This window comes from Haloimpatiens massiliensis (genome assembly GCF_900184255.1).
GTDB lineage: Bacteria > Bacillota > Clostridia > Clostridiales > Clostridiaceae > Haloimpatiens > Haloimpatiens massiliensis.
In genome coordinates, this window is sequence record NZ_LT854639.1 from 50,991 (window position 1) to 77,698 (window position 26,708).

Sequence of the window (26,708 nt, forward strand, 5' to 3'; positions counted from 1 at the left end):
TTGAGAATAAATTATAAATATATGAAGTGTTTTTTCATCCATAGATGTGAATACCAAATATTTTGAAGGGTTAGGTTAGTTTTATGAAGGAGATAATAAAAAAATTAAAAGAATTTGCAGTGGAAAGTAATAAGGACTTATATATAGTAGGTGGATATATAAGAGATAAGTTAATGAATTCTAAAAAGGAACCAACGGATATAGATATAGTTTATGGAGGGAATATTAAAGAAATAATAGAGTATATGGGATTAAATAGGAGTGATATATATCCATTAAAAGCTGAAATAGGTATATATAGAGTTATAATAAAAGGAAAAATAGTTGATATAAGTAGCTTAAAGGGTAAAAGCATAGAAGAAGATTTAAGTAAAAGAGACTTTACTGTAAATGCTATAGCACTTAATTTAAAAAATAATTTTATAATAGATCCTTTTGAAGGAAGAAGACATTTGGATAATAGAGTGTTAAAGGAGGTAACTAAAGAAAGTATATTAAATGATAGGGTAAGAATACTCAGAGGAATTAGGATTATAATAAAAAGTGGAATGCATTTTTCAGAGGAAACAGAAAAAACCGTAAGACTTGAAAGTGCATATTTAAAGGAATGTACTAAAGAAAGAGTTTTTAGTGAATTTATGAAAATAATAAGCTGTGACGAATTTGGAGAGGCATTTAGTATGTTAGATAACCTTGGCGTTTTAAAGGCGTTAATACCCTATATAGAAGAGCATAAGACCATAGGAAAATGTAAATATCATGTGGAAGATGCGTTTACCCATATGAATGCTGCTTATAAAGCTTTTAAAGATTTAATAAAGGGACAGATAAAGTTAGAAGGGGCAGATTTAAGGTTATTAGAGAGAAGAGTAGGTGATTTTACTTTAGAAGACTATATAGCTTTTGGGGTATTTAATCACGATATAGGTAAGTATCTTTGCTATAGAGAAGAAGGCGGAAAGGTCAGTTTTTTAAATCATGAAAAAGTTGGAGAAAAAATAATAAATGAATTCTGTGATTTTTGGAAATTTCCAAAGGAGGGCACAAGAATAATAACTAAATTAGTAGAAGGACATATGTACCCTTTAGGATTATTCAAAAGTAATTTAAAGGATTATAAAAAAAGTTTTTATAAATTTTTTAGAAAATATGAAGATGTGATTCCATATATATTAATGACTTCCCTTTGTGATATGTATGCAACTACTATTTTTATCAATACTTATAATGAATGGGAGGTTTATAAAAAGTTTTTGGAAAAACTTTTGAAGGAATATGAAATTTATATTACAGTTAAAGGCAATCCAATAATCCATGGTGATGAACTTAAAAAAATATTTAATTTGAAGCACAGAGAAATAGGAGAAGCGTTGTCTTTAGTAGAAGAGATGAATTATAGAGAATTAATAGAAAGTAAGGAAGAGGCAGTGAACTTTTTATCAAAAAGGTGTATAATAAATGAGAATATGTGAAAACGATACAAGGAGGAATACAGCATGAAATTTTTTATTGATACAGCTAATGTGGAAGAAATAAGAAAAGCTAGTGAACTTGGAATAATAGATGGAGCAACAACTAACCCATCTCTTATAGCAAAAGAAGGAAGAGACTTAAAAGAGGTTATTTCAGAGATTTGTTCTATCGTAGACGGACCAATAAGTGCTGAAGTTATGAGTCTTGATGCAGATAATATGGTTAAGGAAGCAAAGGAACTTTCTAAGCTTCATAAAAATATAGTAATCAAAATACCAATGTGTGAAGAGGGACTAAAAGCAGTAAGTAGACTTTCAAAGGAAAGCATAAGAACAAATGTAACATTAATTTTCTCTGCTCAACAAGCACTACTTGCAGCTAAAGCAGGAGCAAGTTTTGTAAGTCCATTTATAGGAAGACTTGATGATATAGGTAATGGTGGAATGAGTATAATAGAAGATATAGCTGAGATATTTGCTATATATGGCATAGAAACAGAAATAATAGCTGCTAGTGTAAGAACTCCTATGCATGTACTTGAATGTGCAAAAGCTGGCTGTGACATAGCTACAATACCTTATAAAGTTATAATACAAATGGTTAAGCATCCATTAACTGATGCAGGTATTAAAAAGTTTATAGAAGACTATGAAAAAAGCACAAAATAAGTAACATATTAAAACCTTTAATTATAGGATAAAAGCCCACAGGTTTAAATTTTAAATACTTGTGGGCTTTTTTTAGTTATAAATTATTTTAACTAAAAATAAGAAAATTTTAGTGGATTATGTCTACTTGTGTTTATTTTAAAAGTATAAATATATTAAAAAAAGCGAATGATTAGAGAAAATAAATTAGCAATCCACATAAATTCAACAGTTTATTCACATAATAATTGTGGATAATGTGAATAACTTTTGTACAAATTATCAGATAAAATCAGTAAAGTTATTTAAACATGCAATTTCAATTTTAGATAAGTTGTCCACAAAAGATGTGGATTAAATGTTGATAAATGTGGATAAGTATAAGTTATACACAGCTTTATTATAAATTTATATGAAAATATTAATATTATTTTAAATTTTATATAGAAAAATAAAATTGATAACTTGTAATAAGGTTATAAATACCTTATAATATATTATATAAGTGAAATTTTTATGGCTTAATATTGACTATTATACTATTTAATATGGTAAGTTTAAGCGTCCACTTATATCAAAATTCATGAAGGAGGGGGTTTTTGTTAAGTGGAGGAAAAAAAGTTTTTTTCTATCGAAGATATAAATGAATTAGCTAGGGATGTATCCATAAACAATATAGTACCGTATGATGACCTACCACAGTATGATTTATTTTTGTCACAAGTAATAGATTATTTGAATGATAGATTTGAAAATGAAAAATATACAAAAAATATTGTTCAAAATTATATTAAAAGTGAAATTATATCTAAACCAGAGGATGGCAAAAAAAGAGGATACACTAAACTTCATCTAGCTCAATTAGTACTTTTAAGTTATATGAGACCAATACTTACAACAGATGAGATAAGTAAGGTTTTTAGACTGGCTTTTAATGAGATTAATGACAGAAGTGACGATATAATATCTTGGGAAAGGGCATATAAAATATTCTCTAAAATCCAAGAAGAAAGTTTTTCAGATTTTTTATCTAAAGATTATTTTAAAGAAGAAGAGTTTAATGAAATAATAAGCGAATTAAAGTTGAAAAATACAGATGAAGAAAGAATACTAGTATTTTTAGTAGTAATGACGCTAATAGCACAAGCTAGTGCTATTAAGAAATTAGTACAAAAAATAGTTGATGTATATAAAGAAGAACAATCTGAGAATCAGGAATAAAAGAATATAATAGAAAAATAAAAGCTTTATGTTAGCATCACGTTTAACATGAAGCTTTTATTTTAACGTTGGATGGTGAATTTTCACCACAACTATTACGTATAAATTAATTATAAAAAACTCCTTGAGTTTTATCCTTAACTCTTACTTCTTAGCTATTAGTTATTACCTATTATCTACTACTTACCTGCAAATTACAATAATTGTAGTATGGGAAAATATATAAAATTATAGATAGTATGTAAAAATGGACAAGATTATAGGTAGGTATATAGTAAAAATCCATATATAATATTGAAAGGAAGTGGTATATGTGGAGTCTATAGTTAACCTAATAGGGAATTTAGGATTTCCTATAGCCATAAGCTTATATCTTTTAATAAGAATAGAAGGCAAGCTTGAAAATCTTACTCAGAGTATAAATAATCTTTCTAATGTAATAAACAAAAAACCGATTGGTTAGTTTAGGTTGGTAGATATTAGTGTGCTAGTTTGCTAGTGGGCGAGATAATTAGTGTGCTAGTGTGCCAGTGGGCTAGTGTGCTAGGGAAGGAGGATTTTCCTTCACGATGCTACGGAAAATCTTCATTTAAAGGGTTTAGTTGGCGGAAAAGCGGAGCTTTTCCGCCAACTAGCTAACAAGTGCTAGTTTTTACATTTGAAGGAACTATTTTTACTCCGTTACCAAATATACCAGATTGGTAAACTAATTTGGCATCTTCGAAAAGAAATGATTCTTCTCTATCTGCTACAAATTTTATTCCATCTACGGTAGTTTCTACGTCTCCTTCTCTTTGTTCATCCAGAACAATTCCGAGTTTAGGGCCGCCTCATCCAAAGCCTTTTATCATTAGTCTAACAGCAGATTTATTATTTTTAGTTAGACCTGAAGAAAGTATTTCTTTTGATTTTTTATCTAAAATTAAATTCATATATAAACACCTCCTATACCCCTATAGGGTATCTTTAATATTATTATATGCATTTACTATTAGTATGTCAACTATAATAAGAAAAAAACACTACATATATTTACAATTATTTTTATAGAGATATTATTTTCTATTAGCTCAACCTCGTTCATAATTTTCAAGCTTTACAATAGATGAATAAAGGGAATATAAATATAGGTTCTAAAAATAATAATATATGGAATAAAATAATTTTATATACAAATTTGAGCTATATTTATGCATAATGTGAATAAAATTTTTAAAAATTCAAACAATAATTAAGTAATAGGCTAAATTTAGGTAAATTTTTAGTTGGAAAATTAGAATAGTTATACAAGAAGTGGCTATTTCAGAGAGTTGACAAGGTTTTCAATTCATAGTACTATGACTTTGCACAGAGTTATTCTATGGCTAACTATGTTAATATTCTATGAAAGTAGTATATAGGTAGGCTGGGGGATAATAATTTCTAAGTTTCAGTTTAGTGAGGGAGTGGATTGAAACTTGGAACTTTGTTTATTTTAATGTTAAGTTCTAATAATAGGGGGGTCAACATATGAAAATAGTTTTAGCATTAGGTGGTAATGCTTTGCAATCAGATCCAAAAGATAAAACTGCTGAAGCACAGCTTAATACTTGTAAGGAAACGGCTAAATCAATAGTTGATTTAATAGAAGAAGGACATCAAATATCTATAGTTCATGGTAATGGACCGCAAGTAGGTCAAATAGTTGCATGTACAGAGACTGCATATAAAGCAGATAGTTCTAATGTTCTATTTCCATTTGATGTTTGTGGATCATTTTCACAAGGATATATAGGATATCACCTTCAAAATGCTATTTCAGAAGAATTAAGAAAGAGAAATATAAAGAAATCTGTAGGAACTGTAGTTACTCAGGTTTTGGTTGATAAAAATGATAAGGGATTTAAGAATCCAACAAAACCTATAGGATCGTTTTATACTGAGGAAGAAGCAGAAAAGCTTCAAAAAGAAAAAGGATATATTATGAAAGAGGATGCTGGTAGAGGATATAGAAGAGTAGTAGCCTCTCCAAAACCAATAGACGTAGTGGAAAAGGATTTGATAAAGAATTTAGTAGAATCTGGTGCAGTGGTAATATCTTGCGGCGGTGGAGGAATACCAGTTATAGAGGAAGATAATTCTATAAAAGGTGTAGCAGCAGTTATAGATAAAGATTTTGCGGCAGAAAAGCTTGCAGAAATACTAGAAGCAGATGTACTACTAATATTAACGGCAGTAGATAGGGTGTGTGTAAACTTCAATAAACCAGATCAAAAATCACTTGAAGTTATGACTTTAGAGGAAGTTGATAGATACATAGATGAGGGACAATTTGCGCCAGGAAGTATGCTTCCAAAGGTTGAAGCTTGTAAGAAGTTTGCGCAATTTAAAAATGGCAAAACAGCTATAATAGCATCTTTATCAAAAGCAAAAGAAGCTTTAAAGGGATTAAGTGGAACTAAAATATTAAAATAGTATATGGGGTTATAGGCCTTATAGGAAGGGGGATATATTCACAATGAGTGGTAGACATATACATGTATACTCCGAAATTGGCAATTTAAAGACAGTAATACTGCATAGGCCTGGTGAGGAAATAGAAAATTTGACGCCAGACTATTTAGAGAGGCTTTTATTTGATGATATACCTTTTTTAAAGGTAGCGAGAGAAGAGCATGATAATTTCGCAAAGATTCTTCAAAACAATGGTGTAGAAGTTTTATATCTTGAAAAACTTGCAGCAGAAGCGGTAGAATGCAAAGAAGTTAAAGAATTGTTTTTAAATGAAGTTATAGAAGAATGCGGTATAGAAGATAGGGAGCAGGCAGAAAAACTTAAGGAATTCTTGAAAGCATTGCCAACAAAAGCTATGGTGGATAAGATAATGGCAGGAGTTAGAAAAAAGGAAATTGGATATAAAGAAGATTTTAATGAATATCCATTTTTAATGGACCCAATGCCAAACCTATACTTTACTAGGGATCCATTTGCTTCTATTGGAAAAGGTATAACTTTAAATTCTATGAGAACAAAAACTAGAAGAAGAGAAACTATATTTGGTAAATATATTTTTAAACATCATCCTGAATTTAAGAATTCTAACGTACCTTTATGGTATGACAGAAGTCATCAATATAATATAGAGGGTGGAGACGAATTAGTATTATCTAGTGAAGTTTTGGCTGTTGGACACAGTGAGAGAACAGACAGGGAAGCTGTATTAACTATGGCTAAAAACATATTTGAAGCAGGCGAATCCTTCAATACTGTGCTTATATTTGATATTCCTAAGATAAGAGCGTTCATGCATTTAGATACTGTATTTACTATGATAGATCATGATAAATTTACAGTTCATCCAGGTATAGAAGGAAGCTTAAAGGTTACAGCTGTAACTTTCGATAAAAAGAATAGGGAGCTTATAACTAAGGATGAAGAAGGATCTTTAGAAAAAATACTTTCTAAATATTTAAATAAAGATATAACTTTAATTCGCTGTGGAGGAGGAGATAGAATTATCTCTGGAAGAGAACAGTGGAACGATGGATCAAATACCTTAGCTATAGCACCAGGTAAGGTTGTTACTTATGAAAGAAATTATATTACAAATGAAATATTAGATAAATACAATGTAACAGTGCTTTCAATGGCATCTTCGGAATTGTCTAGAGGAAGAGGAGGCCCAAGATGTATGTCTATGCCTATATATAGAGAAGATTTATAGTATATAGTTAGAATAGGCAGTTTTTAAAATTGATTAGCTGGTAACTTATTAAAGGAAATATTAGCTTCATTAGTGCATAGTAAAATGTATAATGTCCTTTTAAATACAGGCATTTGTGTTTATTTGTCGAATTTCATATGCATGGAATTTGCTATAATAATATGATAAAATTATCAAGGCTATGTAAACAAAAGCCTAAAGATAAAATAGAGGAGGAATAACAATGGGTATAAATTTAAAGGGAAGACATTTTTTAACATTAAAGGACTTCACACCACAAGAAATAAGATATTTATTAGACTTATCTCATAATTTAAAGGATAAAAAGAGATTAGGAATAAAAGGTAATTCATTAGAAGGAAAGAATATAGTTCTTTTATTTGAAAAAACTTCTACAAGAACTAGATGTGCTTTTGAAGTTGCTGCTTTAGATGAAGGCGCTCATGTAACATTCCTTACAAACTCTCAAATGGGTAAAAAAGAATCTATAGAAGATACTGCAAAAGTTCTTGGAAGATTTTATGATGGAATAGAATTTAGAGGATTTAAGCAAGAGACAGTTGATGCTCTAGCTAAACATTCAGGAGTTCCTGTATGGAATGGTCTTACTGACATAGATCACCCAACACAAGTACTTGCTGACCTTTTAACTATAGAAGAACATATTAATAAACCTCTTAACAAAGTTAAATTTGTTTTCGTTGGGGATATAAGAAATAATATGAGTTATGCTTTAATGTATGGTGCAGCTAAAATGGGAATGCATTTCGTAGCTCTTGGCCCAAAGGAATTAAATCCAGATCCAAAGGTAATGGCAGAAGCAGAAGCATTTGCTAAGGAATCAGGAGCAAAAATAGAAGTTACAGACAACATAGATGAAGCTGTTAAAGACGCAGATGTAATCTACACTGATATATGGGCATCTATGGGAGAAGAAGACCAATTAGCTAACAGAGTTAAATTATTAACTCCATATAAAGTTACAGAAGAAATGTTTGAGAAAACTGGCAACCCAGAAACTTTATTCATGCACTGCTTACCATCATTCCATGATTTCGAAACAAATGTAGCAACAGAAGCTAAAGAGAAGACTGGTTTAGATATAAGAGAAGTAACTGATGAAGTATTCAGAAGTAAAAACTCTGTAGTATTTGATGAAGCAGAAAACAGAATGCATACAATTAAATCTGTTATGGTTGCAACATTAGGAAAATAATAGAGTAGTTGATACTAGTATAATAATTATTATCACAAAAATAATCGCCACTAAAAAAGGAGCTATAAACCTTTAAGGTTTATAGCTCCTTTTTGATATTTAATACCTAGTCTTCTAACTTTTGCCATAGAGCCTCGATACCCTCGGACCATAACTTTTGGTCACAAAGCTTCTAGCTACTAGTACACTAGTAAACTAATAAGCTCCTCTTCCTGTAGAATTTATTTTTACTTTTACTTTTACATCTATATTCGATTGTTCAGAAATAACTTTGTTCCAATCTACTCCACTACGACGTCCATATTTAGAGGCAGCTATTCTGCCAAGCTCTAAACAATCAATTTTATAGTCTTTTTGCATTTTTTCTATAAATTTGTTACAGGAAGCTTCTACATATTTACTCATAGCATCTTGAAATTTATTTCTCATCTCCTCATTGTGAGATATGTCTGGTATAAGAGTATTAGAAACTATGTCACCCATTAAATCTAGTTCTATTAAAAATTTATATTTATCCCCTACTTTGGTACATTTAACTTTTCTTTTGCTAGTAGGATAATAATCGATATATTCTTTAGGACTATATTTTAATGAAAACATGCCGCGTACATTGTTTTCTCTTAAAAGATTCATGATTCTAGTATCCTGTATATTTAAGGTTTTGACCATTTTATCTTTATTAAATAAAGCCATGCCTATAATTCGAGGTTCTTTTTCCTTAAGGGTAATGTAGGGTAGTACTACAGTTCTACCCTCAGCATCCAATCTTACGTATATATCCATAAGCTTATAGTTATCAGAGAAAAAGTTATAGTCTGTAGAACGCTTTAAAAGTCCTTCTAAAAAATCTCCTACGCTAGGATAAGATTCTAGGTTAATATTTAAAAGTTCCTCTATTTTTCCATCAAATACACAGGTATTAGAGGTGTCGTTAATATTAGAATTTTGGAAGGTTCCATTTATAAATGGATTTATGCCATATTTAGCAAAATCTTCAGAAAAAATATCTACTTTTTCAAGCCCTAATATAAATTTATGGTCAGAATGTAGTTGCCTACTTTGGCGAGTTTGAGGCAATGTAGCAGCTTTGCCTATCTGAACTGTACTCTTACCAGTTCCATCTTGAGAAAAAAGATAGGCAGAAATTCCAGCTTGATATTCTATATTATTTTGAGAAAACTTAGTTATATCTACACCTATGGCAGAAGGAATATATAAATCTTCTACAGGCAAGTAACTTATGTTAGAACGAAAATATATGTATATACCTATACATAATATAAATATAAAAGATAATTTTATTAATTTAACTTTAGCATTACTATTTTTCATAATATAATCAAGCCTTTCACTCTAATCATTTTGGTTACTTGTTTTTTTTGATTTAAAATAAATTATAAGAGCTAATATAGTAAGAAAACAGACATTGAAAATTACGAAAATAGGAGAGAGAAAATCTATAAGTTTTTCTCTTATAGCACTATCACCTAATTTATTGCATATAAAAAATACAGGTATGTACATAGCTATACATACTTTTTTTCTATCTTTTTTAATAACATCACCAATTACAAAACTGGTAAAGTAATAAAAATTACTAATTACTCTTAGACATATTAATGTCCATACAAACATGAAGACATATCTAAAGTTATTTATGATAGGTAAATGTATGCTTTCAAAAACCATTATAAAAGACCAAGTGCTCTTAGGGATTATGTCTACTCCTAAGTAATATATGGTTATAAAAAGGCACCATAGCCAAACTATAGTACTTATAAATAAGCCTTTAAAGGAAGCTTTTTTAATAGAAGATTTATCTTTAGCTCTATCATGATATAAAAGTAAGGATTCAAAGGCAGTAAAGAAATAAAGGCTATCTACAGAACCATTAAGTATGTCTTTAATGGGTGCCTGAAACACAGGCATTAAATTTCCTATATTCCCATATTTTAAGGCAGCTCCAGAAAGTAAAATCATTCCTAAAATCATATACCCAACATATTCATTTACTTTACTTAATGGTTTAAGACCTTTATAAGCAGTATAAGCAACTACTAAAAGGGATATATTTAGCACTTTTTTTTGAGTTAAAAAAGCCACTATGTAAGTAAGATTAACTCTCATATAATCTGAAATTACAGAAAATATGTAAAAGCTCAATGGAAGCATAAATAGTATATTTAAAATATTACCAAGTATATGGCCGAAAAAATCTCTATTTATTTCAAGAATATTTTTATTAGGATACTTTTTAATTATATAATTACTTATTAAGAGTATATACAAAGGATAAAGAACCCCTATTAGAGCAGATATCCAAGCGTCTTGATAGGCATGTTTAACTAGTGCATTGGGGAATCTAATGAATGCTACCCTTATGGCAATACCAACTATCAAGAATGTAATTTGATTAGGAGTCAAAAGTTCATCTTCTGGTATAGTGTTTTTTTTATTCATTATTCTTCCTCCAGAATTTTCTAAAGTCCATTTGTCTTATTATGTCTTTAATAGGTATGGATTCTGGTCTTTTATTCATCTGCCACAAAGGGGCTCTTATGAATACATCCTTTAAATCTCCTAATTTTAGTTCAAAATATGGTACAGTGAAACTTTTTAAAGCAGAAAGGTGGACTACTAAGAAAAACCATCCTACAGCAATACCTAAAAAGCCTAATGCATTAGTAATAAAAAGCATAGGAAATCTTATAAACCTTAAACTTAAAGACATCTCGTAGTTAGGTATTAGAAAAGAGGATACTACGGAAACTCCTATTATAAGAAGAGTAGTAGGGCTTACTATTTTAGATTCTACTGCAGTATTTCCTATGATTATACCTCCTACAATACTAAGGGTTTGTGCTATTCTTGGTGGTAGTCTGAGACCACCCTCTCTTAAAAATTCAATTATTATTTCCATAGAAAGTATCTCCATGAAAGGAGGTAATGCAATACCTTTTCTGGATTGTACAATGGGTGTTACAAACTTTATAGGTATTAATTCTACATTATACTGTATAAGAGATAAGTATAGTGAAGGAAGAGTTATAACAGTGAATATAGCTATAAAGCGCAGAATTCTAACAAAGGAAGAAACTATTGTCCTTTGATTATAATCTTCAACAGCTTGTAAAAATCCTACAAATATACCTGGAAGAGTGAGAGCTTGAGGGGTACCATTTAATATCATAGCTACTTGCCCTTCCATTAAGTTACTTTTAACTATGTCAGGTCTTTCTGTTGTAAACACCTGTGGAAAAGGTGAAAGAGGACTATCTTCAATGTATTGTTCTATCATTCCAGTATCTGTTACGGAATCTACATCTATAGAATTAAGTCTCATTTTTATTTCATTTAGTACCTGATCATCAACAATATCCTGTATATAAATAAGTGCAAGAGCGGTTTGAGATCTTCTTCCTACTTTAAAGTTCTCTATACATAAATTTTTGTCACCTATTTTTCTTCTAAGAATGCTTATGTTCGTTTCTATATTTTCAATAAAACCTTCCCTTGAACCTCTAATAGAAGATTCGTTTACAGGATCAGATATAGAACGATGATTACCGGCGGTGGTATCTAGTAAAATATATTTAGTTGAGTTATTTATTAGTAAAGCGGTTTTGCCAGTCTTAATTTCAGTAACCACGTTATTTAAGTCATTTTCTAATAAGGTATTGCATACAGGTATATAGTTTTCACAGATATAACTGGATAAATCTTTTTTTGAATATAGATCCTCGTCTATTTTAAGCATTAAAGGATTTAACACATCTCTATCTAAAAGATCTTTGCTAACTAAAGCATTTATGTATATTAAGGCTGCATTTATGGGAGTAGGGCCTTTGCCTATATTAAAAGTTCTAACAATAGCAGTGCTTTTAGAACCTAATTGATCTATTATATAGTCTATGTTATTTTGTAAATTATTTTTTATCATTTTATATCACCTAATATATAGTATTTTCAAAAAAATTGCAATATACGCAGTAACTGTTAAGAAAACAGTAATTTCGACGAAAATAGGACTATAGTATAGAATTAGTTATAAAAATATAATTTTGGGGGAGGATCAATATGTCGAAAAAACGTAGGGGGATAAAATCCAAGTTAATGGGAATATTTATAATTGTTTTGTTAATTCCTATTCTTGGTATAAGTATGCTTAGTTATGTACAATTGAAAAAGAGTAATGTAAACAAGTTTAAGGAAGAGATGTCAGGATATTCACAAGTAGTAAAGAAGGCATTGGAAGGTATGGATGAGCAAAATAGGGAAATACTAGACATGTTTTCTAAGAGAGAAGAATTTATAAATATTGGTAAAGACTCTAAGTTGCAGGACAAAATTACAAAATCACTTTTATACTATAAAGAAGCTAATGATGAGGTTTCACAAGTGTACATGTGTACTCCAAATAAAAATATGATAACTGCAACTAATGTTCAGTTGCCAGAGGGATATGACCCTACTGAAATGCAGTGGTATAAAAATGCAGTTGAAGCAGATGGAGAAGTAGTAGTGTCTGAACCTTATGAAGATAATGGTAATAAAGGATCCTATACTATAACTTATTCTAAAGCAGTAAAGGATAGTAGTTCAGGAGTAGTAGGTGTATTAGGTTTAGATGTAGATATAAAATTATTAACTAAAGAAATTTCTAATATAAAGATAGGTAAAAAAGGCTATGCTATGTTTGTAGATAAAAGTGGCAAAATAATATCTCATAAAGATAGTAAGCTTGTGGGTAAAGGTAAAGAACAGCTTTCATGGCTTAAAGATATATTACAAGAAAGTAAATCTAGTTTTTATAAGAAAATATATGGAAATGAGTATTTTATATATAAACTTACTAATGCAAACACTAAAGGTAGTACTATTTGCATATTACCAAAATCTGAAATGACTACAGAACTAATGACTGTTATAGTAAATTCTTTATTGATAACCGTAGTAAGTGTAGTTATTGCTATAGTACTTATATCGCTATTTGCAAAAAAGATATACAAACCTATAAAAAGAGTAGAAACCTATTTAGATGAAGTAGGAAATGGGAATTTGTCTATAGAGCTGGATGGAAATACTTCTATAGCAGAGTTAAATAGTATAAATAATTATGCTAATAAAATGAAAGATAATATATTAGATATAGTTAGAAATATACAAGATGGTTATAAGGAAATGCATAAATCTTTAGAAACTTTAGCGGTTTCTATTAAGGAATCTAGTTCAGTAGGAGAGGAAATATCTTCAGCGGTTCAAGAAATAGCCGCTGGGGCAACACATCAGTCCTCAAAATTAGAGGAAAGTGTAAACTTAATTACAGAACTAGAAAAAGAAATCAACAACTCTGTAGCTGGTGAGCAAAATATGATAATGGCACTTCAAGGAGTTGGAAATGCTACTCAAAAGGGTATGGAAGTAGTAAGTGATTTAAAAGAAGTATTTAATGATAATACTAGAGCTAATGAGGAATTGGCAGTAGAAATGAAAGATTTGGGAGAAAAATCTAAGGAAATAAAAAATATAACAGGAACTATTCAAGAAATTACAGAACAAACAAATCTTCTTGCGCTCAATGCGTCTATTGAAGCGGCAAGGGCAGGAGAAGCTGGAAGAGGCTTTGCAGTAGTAGCAGAGGAAGTTAGAAAATTAGCAGAACAGTCTTCTAATGAAGCAGCTAGTATTGAAAAAGTTATAAATGAAGTATATAAAAGTATGGAACTTGTTATGGAAAAAATAAATAGAACATTGGAAGTAAACAACAAAACAGGGGAAAATGTAGAGGCTACTTCAGTTACATTCAAGGATATTATGAAGCAAATAGAAGTGCTTCAAGATGCTATAATGGAAGTAGACAATTCCCTAAGCATTATATCAGAACATAAGGAAAGTGTAGTACAAAATATACAAGACATATCAGCTCTATCTGAGGAAACAGCCGCTACAACAGAAGAGGTTAGTGCATCCACAGAAGAGCAAGCTTCAGGACTTCAACAAATAGAAGTGGTAGTAGAGGATTTAGAAAATCTATCTAAGAGGCTTCAAGGAGCTGTGGAGAGGTTTAAGGTTTAGTTAAGAGGTAAGAAGTAAGAAGTAAGAGGTAAGAGGTAAAAAGTAAGAAGTAATAATTATACCAGTTTGTGTATAATATAAAAGAAGATATTAAAGAGGTTATTGATAAAGATAAAATATCAATAACCTCTTTATTTTGCTCTATTGTTTTATATTTAAATACTTAAATTGTTCTATTGTCATTTTCATATTATTAATGTTTTAGTTGAATTTCTTGATTTTTTACTTTTAAGTTCCTGTTTTTTTCCACGTGAGCTTCCCCTGCACTGAATAGTGCTATTTTTGTAAGTAAAGGTCCTATAAGTTCATAAATAACTGTAGCTGAGAGTATTATTGTCCTTATGGCTGCGCCAAACTTTGGTACAGCGGTTTCTGCTACCATAGCTAGTCCGATAGCTACTCCTGCCTGTGGAATTAAAGTAAGACCTAAATATTTTTGAACAACAGGTGGGGATTTAGCTAGTTTAGCACCTATGTATGCTCCTAGAACTTTACCTACAACTCTAAATAATATATATGCAATTCCTAAGAAGCCTACATGCTTAAGTATGGTCAAATTAAGTTCTATTCCTGCTATAGTAAAAAAGGCAACAAAAACAGGTGGAGTAAATTTATCCACAATAGATAAAACACGGGTGCTGTTAGGAGCTATATTACTTACAGTACCACCTATAGCCATACAGGTTAAAAGTGGAGATATGTTCAATTTTATAGCTATTCCAACAGTTATAAAAACAGTTGCTAAGCTTATGGTAAGAAGCTGATCTTCTCCTTCTGCATATTTTGAAATAAATGATAAAACAAATCCAATAGCAATACCTATTATAAATGCTAAAAGTATTTCTTTAATAGGTAATAAAAGAGTTTTAACATTAAAGGTTTGTGAAGTGTCCATTAATGATTTTGCTATGGTCATAGAAATTCCAAAAGCCATAATTCCAACAGCATCATCTATAGCGACAACAGGAAGTAGCGTATTAACTAGAGGGCCTTTGGCTCTATATTGTTTTATAACCATTATAGTGGCTGCGGGAGCTGTAGCTGCAGCTATAGCTCCTAGCATTATACTAAAGGGTACTGGTTGTTTTAAAATTACAATCATTACAAAATCTACAAGTATAACAGCAGTTAAAGATTCAAATAGGGTTATTATTATAATTCCGCTACCTAATTGTTTTAAATTATCAAAATTAAAAGAGCTTCCAATACTATATGCAATAAATCCTAAAGCTGCTTCAGAAATTACAGAGAGTTTAGCAGCGGCAGTGGAGGGAACTAGGTTTAAAATAGAAGGACCTATTATAAGGCCAGCTATAAGATAACCAGTTACCTTAGGAAGCTTTAAGTAGGATATAACTTTTCCCATTATTAATCCTGAAATAAGTATAATCCCAACATAATATAAAGAGTGCATTTTGCATCATTCCTTTCTCAGTTCTTAAAAAATTATAGGCAAAGTCCTTCTACGTAGTTTACTGGTAAAGTAAACACTATGCCTACTCCAGGTTTCTTTAAATCTCCAACTACATTTTTAATAGCAGAGATAGCTATGTCTACCTGGTCATCTTTTAAAACAGTAAAAATAGTTTTGTTAAAAGGTCTTTTTTCATTTAAAAGCATTTTTAGAGATCCAAACATTGGAACATCTTCTCCGCAAGAGGTAAGTATTTTAGCCATACCTGTACTATCAATTATAGTTGCACCTCTTATACCAGAATTATTTAATTCTTTTATTATATCCTCTAAATAATTAGTTTTATTTAGAACCATTATTAAAACTTGCATAAATCTACTCCTTTCATATTTTAATTAATTTTTTGAAAATACTGATTAATATATATATATAGTATAACACTAATTTTATGATTTTTAAAAAAAATACGAACATAATGCTGTTAATGGTCACATAAACTCATAGAATTTCATTAGTGTGTTATATTAAAGCTTATTTTACATTCTAAATTTTATAATTGTGCAAGTTAAAGTATTAATTTCTAAGGTATAGTTTTTCTATGAATGTCGGATAAATAGAGTGTAAAAAAGCAATAATAAATATAGTATGAAAACATCAATGAGTAACTACTCTGTGTTTTAAAATATCAAATTAATGGTTTGATTTTTGGAGAGGAAGTGAAGTTTTTTATGAAGGTAACTAATACTCAAGAATTGATGGACAAAATAGAAGAAGTAAGAAAGGCTCAAAGAAAATTTGGAACTTATAGTCAGGAACAAGTAGATGAGATTTTTAGAAGGGCATCAATAGCAGCAAATAGTAATAGACTTAATCTTGCCAAAATGGCAGTAGAAGAAACAGGTATGGGCATTGTAGAGGATAAGGTAATTAAAAATCATTTTGCTTCAGAATATATGTATAACAAGTATAAATATGAAAAGACATGCGGAGTTATAGAAAAGGATGAAGCCTTTGGTATATGCAAAATTGCTGAACCTATAGGAGTAATTGCAGCAGTGGTTCCTACAACAAATCCTACATCCACTGCAATATTTAAGGCGTTAATAGCATTAAAGACAAGAAATGGTATAATTTTTTCACCACACCCAAGAGCAAAAAAGTGTACTATAGCGGCAGCTAAAATCATACTTGATGCAGCAGTTGAAGCAGGAGCACCAGAGGGAATAATAGGATGGATTGATGAGCCATCTATTGAACTTTCACAGGTAGTTATGAGAGAATCTGATATGATTTTGGCTACAGGTGGTCCAGGAATGGTTAAAGCCGCTTATTCATCAGGTAAGCCTGCTATTGGTGTTGGCTCGGGAAATACACCTGTAATTATTGATGAAACTGCAGATATAAGGATGGCAGTAAATTCAATACTTCTTTCAAAAACCTTTGACAATGGAGTTATTTGTGCATCTGAGCAATCAGTAATAGTAATTAGTTCAATATACGATAAAGTTAAAAAAGAATTTTTAGACAGAGGTGCTTATATACTTAATGGAGATGAACTGGATAAAGTAAGAAATATAATTTTAATAAATGGAAATCTGAATGCTAATATAGTAGGTCAGCCGGCATATAAAATAGCTGAGATAGCAGGAGTTAATGTGCCAGAGAATGCCAAAGTCCTTATAGGAGAGGTAGAATCAGTAGAACTAGAAGAGCCATTTTCACATGAAAAGTTATCACCAGTACTTGCAATGTATAAAGCTGAAAAATTCGACGATGCTTTAAATAAGGCAGAAAGACTTGTGGAGTTAGGAGGAATTGGTCATACATCCTCCCTTTATATAGATACTAACAAGGGTAAAGAAAAAATAGAGAAGTTCAGTCACAGGATGAAAACCGGTAGAACTATAATAAATATGCCTTCATCCCAAGGCGCTATAGGTGATATATATAACTTTAAATTAGCACCATCTTTAACTCTAGGCTGCGGTTCTTGGGGTGGAAACTCTGTATCAGAAAATGTGGGACCTAAGCATTTATTAAACATTAAGAACGTGGCTGAGAGGAGAGAAAATATGCTATGGTTTAGGGTGCCAGAAAAAATTTACTTTAAATATGGTAGTATAGGAGTTGCACTAAAGGAATTAAAAGATTTAAATAAGAAAAAGGCATTTATAGTAACAGACAGAGTTCTTTTTGAATTAGGCTATGCAAATAAAATCACGTCTGTACTTAATGAAATAGATATAAACTATAAAATATTTACAGATGTACAGCCAGATCCAACACTTTCAGCAGCTATAAACGGTGCAGAAGAAATGAAAAGTTATAAGCCAGATACCATAATAGCCCTAGGTGGTGGCTCGGCTATGGATGCAGCTAAGATTATGTGGGTACTATATGAGCATCCAGAAGTGAAATTTGAAGATTTAGCTATGAGATTTATGGATATAAGAAAGAGAGTTTACAAATTTCCTACTATGGGAGAAAAGGCAAATCTTATATGTATTGCCACATCCGCAGGAACTGGTTCAGAGGTTACTCCGTTCGCAGTTATAACTGATGAAAAAACAGGGATTAAGTATCCATTAGCAGACTATGAACTAACTCCTGATATAGCTATAGTGGATGCTGAACTTATGATGAATATGCCAAAGGGATTGACTTCAGCTTCAGGTATAGATGCTCTAACTCACGCTATAGAAGCCTATGTATCAATTATGGCATCAGATTTTACCAATGGCATGTCACTAGAGGCTATAAAATTAATATTCGAATATTTGCCAGTGGCATACAATGAAGGAGCAACTAATGTGGAAGCTAGAGAAAAAATGGCGCATGCCTCAACTATTGCTGGTATTGCTTTTGCCAATGCATTCCTAGGTACATGTCACTCTATGGCACATAAACTAGGATCAGCACACCATATACCACATGGAATTGCCAATGCACTACTAATAAATGAAGTTATAAAATTCAATGCAGTAGATAATCCAAGAAAACAAGCTGCCTTCCCTCAATATAAATATCCAAATGTTAAAGAAAGATATGCAAAAATTGCTGATTACTTAGGATTAGGTGGAGAAACAGCAGATGAAAAAGTAACATTGCTAACAAAGGCTATAGATGAGTTAAAAGCTAAAATAAATATACCAATGTCCATAAAGGAAGCAGGAGTTTCAGAAGAAGATTTCTTTGCTACTTTAGATGTTATGTCAGAGCAAGCCTTTGATGATCAATGCACCGGAGCTAATCCTAGATATCCTTTAATAGAAGAAATAAAGCAAATGTATATAAATGCTTTTGGTAAATAGAAAACAAAAGCAAAAAACACTATGAAGATTTGGTAGAGTTTATAAATCTTCATAGTGTTAATTTTATTATTCAAATAAATTAAGGGTTTTATTAAATAAATCTTTGTTTTCTGTAATTTTATTTTCATTTCCAATTACGCAGATATAGTTTTCTTTAGCTAGCTGTTGGAAAAGAGCTTTTAAGTTCTTTAAATTTTCTATATTACAGTTTAATATTTCATCTCTTTCCTTTTGGATAGCTTCTTGAGAAATTCCTCTTATATAGTTAACTGCAGCGGCATCTCCCATCATAGATGGTGTTAATGGAGAGTCTACTTCACTCATGGTTCCTATGATATACTTAGTCATTTCTCTTTCATCTACACCTAATATTTCAACATATTTATAAATATCATTATAGGTATTTAGAGTTTCCTTTAAGTTAGGGTCTCTATAGGAGGTAAAGAATAGGTTACCATTCATTTCAAAGTGTGACATGCATCCGTAAGCTCCACCTTGAACACGTACCTTATTCCATAGGTAATCAAAACTTATTATAGTTTTCAAAACCTTAAGAGCTCCAGTATAATCATATCCAAGTTTTCTGAAGTTATAGCCTTTTGCTACATATTGAACTTTCGCAGAAGTCATGAAACCTTCATTTTCTGCTTTGAAATTAAAATTAGGTTTACAGCAAGCAGCTTTACTGTCATTTAAATCATTATATAGATTGCAGAAAGTTTCCTTGAACTTATCATAATCCTTTTCCGCGCTAGTAAAGCTAACTATAAGGTTTTCCTTGTTAAATACCATAGTATATACTTTTTCTAAATTAGACTTAAGTTCATCCCATCTATTTTCAAAATTCTTTTCAAGAGTGCATATAAACTTATAAAAGTCTATACCGTTTATCATTTCATTGTATTTAGTTGAAGGAGAGAAGTAGGAGCATACACGTTTTGCAGCTACCATATGACCTCTATCAAACATAGACATTTCAAGTCTTGATTTTATTTTTTGAATCATTTCTTTTATCTTTTTATCTTCATCAAATTCAGTATTTGATATTATTTCTCCTAAAAGTTCCATAAGTCTAGGAAGTTTATCTATTAAAACTTTAGCTCTAACATTAAATTTAGGGTAGAAAGTGCTAGAGTCATCAAACTTGCTGTAACATGCAGCGCTAAAGCTCATACCACCTGTATTTATGTCAATTTCGTTGGTTAAATCCTCATAGTTATAGTTTTTTGTACTTATATTAGTTAAAATAGCAGATAAAAGTGACGCATAAGGGATTAAATCTTTAGAGACTTCACCCATGTCAAAGTACATAGTTAAATATCCAATGCCACTGGTAAAAATAGGGTGATGAAGAACTTTAACACCACATTCTTCTTTTTCTACTAAAGGAAGCACATCAGAATCTTTTCTTATGTCCTCTAAAGATAAAAGAGGTATAACCTTTAAATCTTCAGGAGAATCAGGAGTTACCTGTCTTTTCATAAGATTTTTAGTATCTTCTATTATTTTATTTATTTCTTCTTCACTTAGACTTTCTTTATACTTTTTAAGTTCTTCACTTATTTTTGCATCTTTTTTTTCTGTAAGCCCTTTTTCAGGTTTTACTATAAGTATAGAACTGTGAGTATTGCCTAAAAGATATTTCTCAATTAATTTTTCAAAATAATTTGTAGTAAGAGCGGTTTTTATTTTTTTAAGAGTATCTTCAAATTCTAAGTGCATAAATGGACTTTCTTCATATAGCCAGCTGTCCATGCATTGAATACCATATGCAAGTCCTTTAGGTAAACTTTGATAATTAGCTTCTCTAAGGTCAAATTCTTTTCTGTTTATACAAGCCTCAATTAACTTCTTATCTAAGCCTTTAGCCACTAAGTCTTTAAGAGTATTTGTTACTACATTTTTAAAATCTTCTTTTTTATTCTCATTGGAATTTTTAACCACTATACTGAATAAAGGTTGAATAATACTTCTGTCATAGAAGCCATAAACGTCTTTTCCAAGGTTTGCTTCTATAAGAGCTTTTTTAAGTGGAGAAGATTCACTTTCAAGAAGAATGGTTTCTAAAATATCTAGAGCTAGGTATTCTTCAGGATCTGTGGAGCTTCCAGTTACAAAGTTATAACTTAGGAAGGTTTTATCCTCATGATTTTCATTTGGAGATATAGGATAATTAACCACAGTTTCAACAGTACTATTAAATGGTTTCTGTGAATGAATTTTTGAATCTATTTCTAATTTATCAAAATCCTTTAGGTAGTTTTCATCTATAAATTTAAGTTTTTCTTCTATGTCCATATTTCCATAAAGGTAAATATAGCTGTTTGAAGGATGATAATATCTCTTATGGAAGTTTATGAATTCTTCATAAGAAAGCTCAGGAATATTGTCAGGATCTCCGCCTGATTCCACTCCATAGGTGGTATCAGGAAATAAAGATTCCTGTATTTTTCTCATAAGTACAGAGTCTGGTGATGAGAAAGCACCTTTCATTTCGTTGTAAACGACGCCTTTATATTTTAATTCGTCTTCTTTATTTTCTAATTCATAGTGCCAGCCTTCTTGCATGAATATCTCACGATGCTTATATATATCAGGATATAAAACTGCATCAAGATAAACATCCATAAGGTTTACAAAGTCTTTATCATTTTTACTTGCCACAGGATACATGGTTTTATCTGCAAAAGTCATGGCATTTAAAAATGTGTTTAAGGATCCTTTTATAAGTTCTACAAAAGGCTCTTTAACAGGAAATTTTCTAGAACCACATAGAACGGAGTGCTCTATTATATGTGGTACTCCAGTGCTGTTTTCAGGTGGAGTTCTAAAAGAAATAGAAAACACCTTATTATCGTCCTCATTTTTTAAGAACAAAAGTTTTGCACCGGTTTTTTCATGTTGAAAAATCATTCCAGTAGAATTTATATCTTTAAGCTCTTTTGTTTCTAGTAGCTTAAAGCCGCTGTATGTTTTATTTAATTGCATATAATTATAACCCCTTTCTATATATAATAAATTTAAATTTTACAAATTTTGTTTTTTTGCATGTGCTTGGTTGGCTGCATTTTTATTTTGTAACTGCGAAAGTTGAGATAGTTATTTTCTAGCCAATTTTCTTATGTGACTTTATTTGAAATTTGCACATGTTGTTTTTTTATGAGTGAATAATAAAAATTCTTTATATAGTATTCCACTAATTATAAATATAATAATCATATATGAGTTTATGAAAAAAATAAGATGGATTTTAAGAGGAGTAACTATATTATAACCCATTTAAGATATAAATTGGTATAATGTTTGCCAAAAAATTCAACTTTATATAGGGTTTTTAGGCTCATATGTTTCTTTAAGTGTAAATAAAGAAAGTAAGTGTAATTTTATAGATGTACTTAATATGATTAACTATAAATAGTATTGATAAAAAATGATTAAAAGTGATATAATATGATAAAACCATTTGGATAAATTGGGGGGAATCATATGAATATAGAAGCATTAGAAATTAGACAAGAAATTGAAAGGTTAAAAGAAAGACTTAGGGAAATATCTAAACAAAGTTTGCAGGAAGAAGAAAGTTTATTTGTTTGTACCAGTTCCTTTTGTGGTCATGATGAAATATTAGATTCACTAAAAGCTTGGTGCAAGCAGATGGATGTGAATGAAAGATGCGTTATAGCGGGCTATAATCATAATAACAGAGAGAAAAATTTTTCTTTTTACTCAACGACTATAACACCAGATATATTGCCAAAAGTATTAAAGAATAAGGAAAGTATGATAGAATATTATAAAAAGCTTATGGATGTAGATATAATAAATATATTGGAATTTTTATGTTATAAGGTAATATTAGCTACATTAGAAGAACTAAGCTTAAAATTAAAATGTTCAGAAGATAGCTTGAAAGAAAAAATACAAACTTTATTGAAGTGTGGGTTTATAGAAAATAAAGAGGGTATTTTAAAAGTTACTGCTTTAGGGTGGCAATTCTACTGTGTAGCAGGTCACATATATTACAATAATGCAGAAAAGGTGCCTATAGAAAAAGCTCAATTCTTTATTGAATTTATGAGAGACAATTTTGGATTGGAAATAGGAAATTCATTAGAATTTAGTACTAGCGAATATATAGATAAAATAAAAAAGTCTCATGTATTTAATAAAATTCAAGAAAAACATATTACATTGGAAGATATAGAAAAGATGCTTTTTCAGTATTATAGAAATAAATATTAGATACGATTTTAAAAGGGAGGAGGTAAATTAAGGTAAAATATTTATATTTATTATATGATTATCCCACAATAAGTATTACATTGCTTGAATTATGAAGTTTCTCTGGAATGAGTTGCATAAGAAGCTAAGGAACTATTTAAATTTATTGTTCCAAGCTCTTATGCAAGTCATGGAGGAGAAATTTCATAATTCCACTACATTGTACCTTTTGTGGTTTAATCATGATATAATTTTTACCAAATATGATTTATGAAAAACAAAATGTATTCTATAGAAGAAACTGCAAAGATACTTAATGTCCATGCCATTACCGTAAGAAGATACATAAAGGAAGGAAAAATTGTGGCAAGTAAAATAGGTGGGAAATGGAGCATATCGTCTTCCTCAATAGAAGAGCTTTTGGACAAAAGTATCAATGTTAAAAAGTCTAATGATAAAATTAAAAATTTTACAGAGAATTTTACTATTAAGGATAAGAAAATATCTGTATGTTCCATAATAAATGTGAAGAGTGAGAGCCCAGAGGAATTAAGCCCTCTTTGCAATGAGCTTATGACAGCTATAAATGCTAATGATTCCTTGAGAAAGTGGGTAAATTTTGAGTACATGTTTTTACAAGAAGAGGGCATAGGCAGGTTCACCATATACGGTAATCCTAAATTTGTGGGAAAGTTACTTAGTATAGTGGGGAAATATGAAGAATAAATTTTTTAGAAGTTCAGGTATAAATAAAAAATACTTGAACTTTTTTTTATTGGTAACAAGGGTTACCGAAAAAACTAGACTAAAAAGGTACAATGTAATCACAACAGGGATAAAACCCTGATAAATAAAGCATAGACAAAGCAAAAGAAATTAGGAGGGTTAAGATGGAAAATACAACTAATATGTTTTGTTATCAATGTCAAGAAACAGCAGGCTGCAAAGGATGTACTCATAGAGGTGTATGTGGAAAAACTGCAGATGTGGCTAATTTACAGGATTTGTTAATTTATAACTTAAAGGGAATAAGCATGTATTCTATGAAAGCAGAAGAAATAGGCATGGACAATATAGCTGTAGACAGATTAATAATGGATAGCTTGTTTACTACTATAACTAATGCTAATTTTGATAGAGAATTCTTTATAGAAAGAATTAAAGAAACTTTAGAAGTAAAAGAGAATTTAAGAAAGGTTTTAGGAGATAAAGGGGTAGATTTAAGCTTAGTAAATCATGACGCTGCATTATGGACAGCAAATGCTGTAGAAGAATTTGAAGTCAAAGCTAAAACTGTAGGGGTACTAGCTACAGAAAATGAAGACGTAAGATCTTTAAGAGAGCTTTTAATATATGGAGTAAAGGGACTAGCTGCTTATTTACACCATGCTTATGCTCTAGGCTATGAAGATAAAAATATATATGCTTTCATGAAAAAGGCATTAGTATCCACAACAGAAGCTTTATCTGTGGATGAAATGGTTGCTATAGTTTTAGAATGTGGAAAATTTGGTGTAGATGGCATGGCTATTTTAGATAAGGCAAATACTACTACTTATGGACATCCTGAAATAACTAAAGTTAATTTAGGTGTTAGAAATAACCCGGCTATATTAATAAGCGGACATGACCTTAAGGATTTACAAGATTTATTAGAGCAAACAAAGGGGACAGGAGTAGATGTATACACTCACGGTGAAATGCTTCCAGCTCATTACTACCCAGCATTTAAGAAATATGATAACTTTGTAGGAAACTACGGAAATGCTTGGTGGAAGCAAAATGAAGAATTTGAAAAATTCAATGGACCAATACTTATGACTACAAACTGTTTAGTTCCCCCAAAGGATTCATACAAAGATAGAGTATACACTACAGGAGCAGTTGGATTCTCAGGACTTAAACATATAGAAGAAAGAAATGAGGGAAAATCAAAAGACTTTTCAATTATTATAGAAAATGCTAAGAAGTGCGCTCCACCTACAGAATTAGAAAAAGGTGAAATAGTAGGAGGATTTGCCCACAATACAGTATTTTCACTAGCAGATAAGGTAGTAGAGGCAGTTAAATCTGGTGCTATTAAGAGATTCTTCGTAATGGCAGGCTGTGATGGAAGAGCTAAGTCAAGAAACTACTACACAGATTTTGCAAAAGCTCTACCAAAGGATACTGTAATATTAACAGCAGGTTGTGCTAAATATAAATACAATAAGTTAGACCTAGGAGATATTGGAGGGATTCCAAGAGTATTGGATGCAGGACAATGTAACGATTCATATTCATTAGCATTAATAGCTTTAAAATTAAAAGAAGCATTTGAACTTAATGATGTAAATGAGCTTCCAATAAGCTACAATATAGCTTGGTATGAGCAAAAGGCAGTAATAGTTCTTCTAGCTTTATTACACTTAGGAGTTAAGAATATTCACTTAGGACCAACACTACCAGCATTCCTATCACCAAATGTTGCTAAGGTTTTAGTAGACAACTTTGGAATAGGTGGAATAACTAACGTAGAAGATGACATGAAAATGTTCATGGAATGAAGATAAAGTAAGTGCCGTAGGAAAAAACTGCCTTTAATTCCGTGATAAAATTGAAATTTTGGACTGTGAACAGTACGCTAAGAAGTTCTAAAGATAGTTCAATAGTCCAAAATTTCAATTTTATCACTCCATTAAAGGCAGCTTTTTCAGTTACAGAATACTCGCTTTGTGGGGGAAGAGGGCCTACTAAAGGTGGATTTCCCTTCTCTTGGCTATGGAAAATTTTTAATTAAAAGTTATAGTAAGAGAGCTAGGTGTATTCTATTATATGGAATGGTTAGCTCTCTTGTTTAGCATTTTAAAAATCTTTTAGGCACAGCCTTTTGAAAATTATATACTATTTATTAAAATAGAACTAATAAATAAAACTTAATATATTTTGTAGTAAGGTAATGTTTTACATAATCCTTAGATATATTATTAGATACAAACAAATGCAGTAAGAAAAAATTGTGTGAACATTCAACTTAGTATCTACAGTATTTTTGTAGATTAGAAAGTGCAAAAATTTATGTGAATTTCCAAAAAAATATCTCTCACTTTACCGTGAATTTGTTGAGAAAAATGGTATAATTAGTATAATGAGAAATTGTAAATTTATATGTTATGGTAAAATAAGAAGGCTAGGGAATTAACGGCTAGGGTGATGTTTATACACCAAATCGATTCTTCGCCTCTTATACAGATGAAAATATAAAGAAGATTGTTTCAAATTATTTTGAGTTAATTAGCTTTGAAACAATTGAAACAGGAGACAACCGACATTTTCAGTCAATGATTATGAGGAAAAGATCATGATACAAAATGGCCTTTTGTATAAAATAAATGATGATGAAGTTAAAAATTTTAGAGAAATATACAATAGTTTAAACTAGTATGAA

General features: G+C 30.5%; 18 protein-coding genes. 12 read left to right on the forward strand and 6 right to left on the reverse strand.

Annotated features, from left to right (window positions below; translation table 11 throughout):
• The first annotated feature begins 83 nt into the window (after window positions 1–83).
• The 7 genes from C1715_RS05835 to argF all read left to right on the forward strand — a co-directional run bounded on the left by C1715_RS05835 (window position 84) and on the right by argF (window position 8,260).
• Window positions 84–1,472: a tRNA nucleotidyltransferase/poly(A) polymerase-related protein gene (locus C1715_RS05835; RefSeq protein WP_102399648.1), complete on the forward strand. Its 1,389-nt coding sequence runs from the start codon at window positions 84–86 to the stop codon at window positions 1,470–1,472.
• 24 nt (window positions 1,473–1,496) lie between these two features.
• Window positions 1,497–2,141 (forward strand): fructose-6-phosphate aldolase, encoded by a 645-nt coding sequence (fsa, locus tag C1715_RS05840; protein WP_102399649.1) that lies wholly within the window; start codon window positions 1,497–1,499, stop codon window positions 2,139–2,141.
• 609 nt (window positions 2,142–2,750) lie between these two features.
• Window positions 2,751–3,341: a DUF1836 domain-containing protein gene (locus tag C1715_RS05845; protein ID WP_423240824.1), complete on the forward strand. Its 591-nt coding sequence runs from the start codon at window positions 2,751–2,753 to the stop codon at window positions 3,339–3,341.
• Between the two features lie 313 nt (window positions 3,342–3,654).
• Window positions 3,655–3,804, forward strand: coding sequence for a YvrJ family protein (locus C1715_RS05850; RefSeq protein WP_102399651.1), 150 nt, complete (start codon window positions 3,655–3,657; stop codon window positions 3,802–3,804).
• Between the two features lie 1,046 nt (window positions 3,805–4,850).
• On the forward strand, window positions 4,851–5,795 hold the full coding sequence (gene arcC, locus C1715_RS05855) for a carbamate kinase (protein ID WP_102399652.1): 945 nt from the start codon (window positions 4,851–4,853) through the stop codon (window positions 5,793–5,795).
• A 43-nt stretch (window positions 5,796–5,838) separates the two neighbouring features.
• Window positions 5,839–7,044 (forward strand): arginine deiminase, encoded by a 1,206-nt coding sequence (gene arcA, locus C1715_RS05860; protein WP_102399653.1) that lies wholly within the window; start codon window positions 5,839–5,841, stop codon window positions 7,042–7,044.
• A 223-nt stretch (window positions 7,045–7,267) separates the two neighbouring features.
• Complete coding sequence (gene argF, locus C1715_RS05865; protein WP_102399654.1) at window positions 7,268–8,260, forward strand: ornithine carbamoyltransferase; 993 nt, start codon at window positions 7,268–7,270, stop codon at window positions 8,258–8,260.
• Between the two features lie 195 nt (window positions 8,261–8,455).
• On the opposite strand, the gene C1715_RS05870 is transcribed toward argF, so the two are convergent.
• Genes C1715_RS05870 through C1715_RS05880 form a run of 3 tightly spaced genes read right to left on the reverse strand, consistent with a single transcriptional unit; the run spans window position 8,456 to window position 12,200 of the window.
• Complete coding sequence (locus C1715_RS05870) at window positions 8,456–9,592, reverse strand: Ger(x)C family spore germination protein (protein ID WP_102399655.1); 1,137 nt, start codon at window positions 9,590–9,592, stop codon at window positions 8,456–8,458.
• Window positions 9,593–9,613: 21 nt separating this feature from the next.
• Entirely contained in the window at window positions 9,614–10,720 is a 1,107-nt protein-coding gene (locus tag C1715_RS05875; protein ID WP_102399656.1) for a GerAB/ArcD/ProY family transporter, read from the reverse strand.
• Window positions 10,713–12,200, reverse strand: coding sequence for a spore germination protein (locus tag C1715_RS05880; RefSeq protein WP_102399657.1), 1,488 nt, complete (start codon window positions 12,198–12,200; stop codon window positions 10,713–10,715). Before C1715_RS05880 ends, C1715_RS05875 begins: the two co-directional genes overlap by 8 nt.
• A 137-nt stretch (window positions 12,201–12,337) precedes the next feature.
• Between C1715_RS05880 and C1715_RS05885 the strand changes: the two genes are divergently transcribed.
• Entirely contained in the window at window positions 12,338–14,335 is a 1,998-nt protein-coding gene (locus tag C1715_RS05885; protein ID WP_102399658.1) for a methyl-accepting chemotaxis protein, read from the forward strand.
• Between the two features lie 193 nt (window positions 14,336–14,528).
• On the opposite strand, the gene C1715_RS05890 is transcribed toward C1715_RS05885, so the two are convergent.
• Together C1715_RS05890 and C1715_RS05895 are read right to left on the reverse strand one after the other, a co-directional pair.
• A complete protein-coding gene (locus tag C1715_RS05890) occupies window positions 14,529–15,749 on the reverse strand; it encodes a cation:proton antiporter (protein ID WP_102399659.1) in 1,221 nt (406 codons plus the stop codon).
• A gap of 32 nt (window positions 15,750–15,781) precedes the next feature.
• The gene (locus tag C1715_RS05895) at window positions 15,782–16,120 is read right to left on the reverse strand and encodes a P-II family nitrogen regulator (RefSeq protein ID WP_102399660.1); all 339 of its coding nucleotides are present in this window, start codon (window positions 16,118–16,120) and stop codon (window positions 15,782–15,784) included.
• 357 nt (window positions 16,121–16,477) lie between these two features.
• Between C1715_RS05895 and adhE the strand changes: the two genes are divergently transcribed.
• The gene (gene adhE / locus C1715_RS05900; protein ID WP_102399661.1) at window positions 16,478–19,060 is read left to right on the forward strand and encodes a bifunctional acetaldehyde-CoA/alcohol dehydrogenase; all 2,583 of its coding nucleotides are present in this window, start codon (window positions 16,478–16,480) and stop codon (window positions 19,058–19,060) included.
• 66 nt (window positions 19,061–19,126) lie between these two features.
• Here adhE and C1715_RS05905 read toward each other — a convergent pair whose 3' ends face one another.
• Window positions 19,127–22,048 (reverse strand): insulinase family protein, encoded by a 2,922-nt coding sequence (locus C1715_RS05905; protein WP_102399662.1) that lies wholly within the window; start codon window positions 22,046–22,048, stop codon window positions 19,127–19,129.
• Window positions 22,049–22,546: 498 nt separating this feature from the next.
• On the opposite strand from C1715_RS05905, the gene C1715_RS05910 reads away from it, so the two are divergent.
• From C1715_RS05910 to hcp, 3 genes are all read left to right on the forward strand, one after another.
• Window positions 22,547–23,302, forward strand: a complete 756-nt coding sequence (locus C1715_RS05910) for a hypothetical protein (RefSeq protein ID WP_102399663.1) — start codon at window positions 22,547–22,549, stop codon at window positions 23,300–23,302.
• 249 nt (window positions 23,303–23,551) lie between these two features.
• Window positions 23,552–24,007: a helix-turn-helix domain-containing protein gene (locus tag C1715_RS05915; protein ID WP_102399664.1), complete on the forward strand. Its 456-nt coding sequence runs from the start codon at window positions 23,552–23,554 to the stop codon at window positions 24,005–24,007.
• A gap of 164 nt (window positions 24,008–24,171) precedes the next feature.
• Window positions 24,172–25,827 (forward strand): hydroxylamine reductase, encoded by a 1,656-nt coding sequence (hcp, locus tag C1715_RS05920; RefSeq protein ID WP_242971901.1) that lies wholly within the window; start codon window positions 24,172–24,174, stop codon window positions 25,825–25,827.
• Window positions 25,828–26,708: the final 881 nt, after the last annotated feature.

Excerpts from the sequence above, each read along its gene's own strand:
- arcC (WP_102399652.1), top strand. The coding sequence starts at position 4,851 with ATGAAAATAGTTTTAGCATTAGGTGGTAATGCTTTGCAATCAGATCCA.
- C1715_RS05880 (WP_102399657.1), bottom strand. The coding sequence starts at position 12,200 with ATGATAAAAAATAATTTACAAAATAACATAGACTATATAATAGATCAA.
- fsa (WP_102399649.1), top strand. The coding sequence starts at position 1,497 with ATGAAATTTTTTATTGATACAGCTAATGTGGAAGAAATAAGAAAAGCT.
- C1715_RS05870 (WP_102399655.1), bottom strand. The coding sequence starts at position 9,592 with ATGAAAAATAGTAATGCTAAAGTTAAATTAATAAAATTATCTTTTATA.
- argF (WP_102399654.1), top strand. The coding sequence starts at position 7,268 with ATGGGTATAAATTTAAAGGGAAGACATTTTTTAACATTAAAGGACTTC.
- arcA (WP_102399653.1), top strand. The coding sequence starts at position 5,839 with ATGAGTGGTAGACATATACATGTATACTCCGAAATTGGCAATTTAAAG.
- C1715_RS05910 (WP_102399663.1), top strand. The coding sequence starts at position 22,547 with ATGAATATAGAAGCATTAGAAATTAGACAAGAAATTGAAAGGTTAAAA.
- hcp (WP_242971901.1), top strand. The coding sequence starts at position 24,172 with ATGGAAAATACAACTAATATGTTTTGTTATCAATGTCAAGAAACAGCA.
- C1715_RS05835 (WP_102399648.1), top strand. The coding sequence starts at position 84 with ATGAAGGAGATAATAAAAAAATTAAAAGAATTTGCAGTGGAAAGTAAT.
- C1715_RS05890 (WP_102399659.1), bottom strand. The coding sequence starts at position 15,749 with ATGCACTCTTTATATTATGTTGGGATTATACTTATTTCAGGATTAATA.
- adhE (WP_102399661.1), top strand. The coding sequence starts at position 16,478 with ATGAAGGTAACTAATACTCAAGAATTGATGGACAAAATAGAAGAAGTA.
- C1715_RS05875 (WP_102399656.1), bottom strand. The coding sequence starts at position 10,720 with ATGAATAAAAAAAACACTATACCAGAAGATGAACTTTTGACTCCTAAT.
- C1715_RS05905 (WP_102399662.1), bottom strand. The coding sequence starts at position 22,048 with ATGCAATTAAATAAAACATACAGCGGCTTTAAGCTACTAGAAACAAAA.
- C1715_RS05885 (WP_102399658.1), top strand. The coding sequence starts at position 12,338 with ATGTCGAAAAAACGTAGGGGGATAAAATCCAAGTTAATGGGAATATTT.
- C1715_RS05915 (WP_102399664.1), top strand. The coding sequence starts at position 23,552 with ATGAAAAACAAAATGTATTCTATAGAAGAAACTGCAAAGATACTTAAT.
- C1715_RS05895 (WP_102399660.1), bottom strand. The coding sequence starts at position 16,120 with ATGCAAGTTTTAATAATGGTTCTAAATAAAACTAATTATTTAGAGGAT.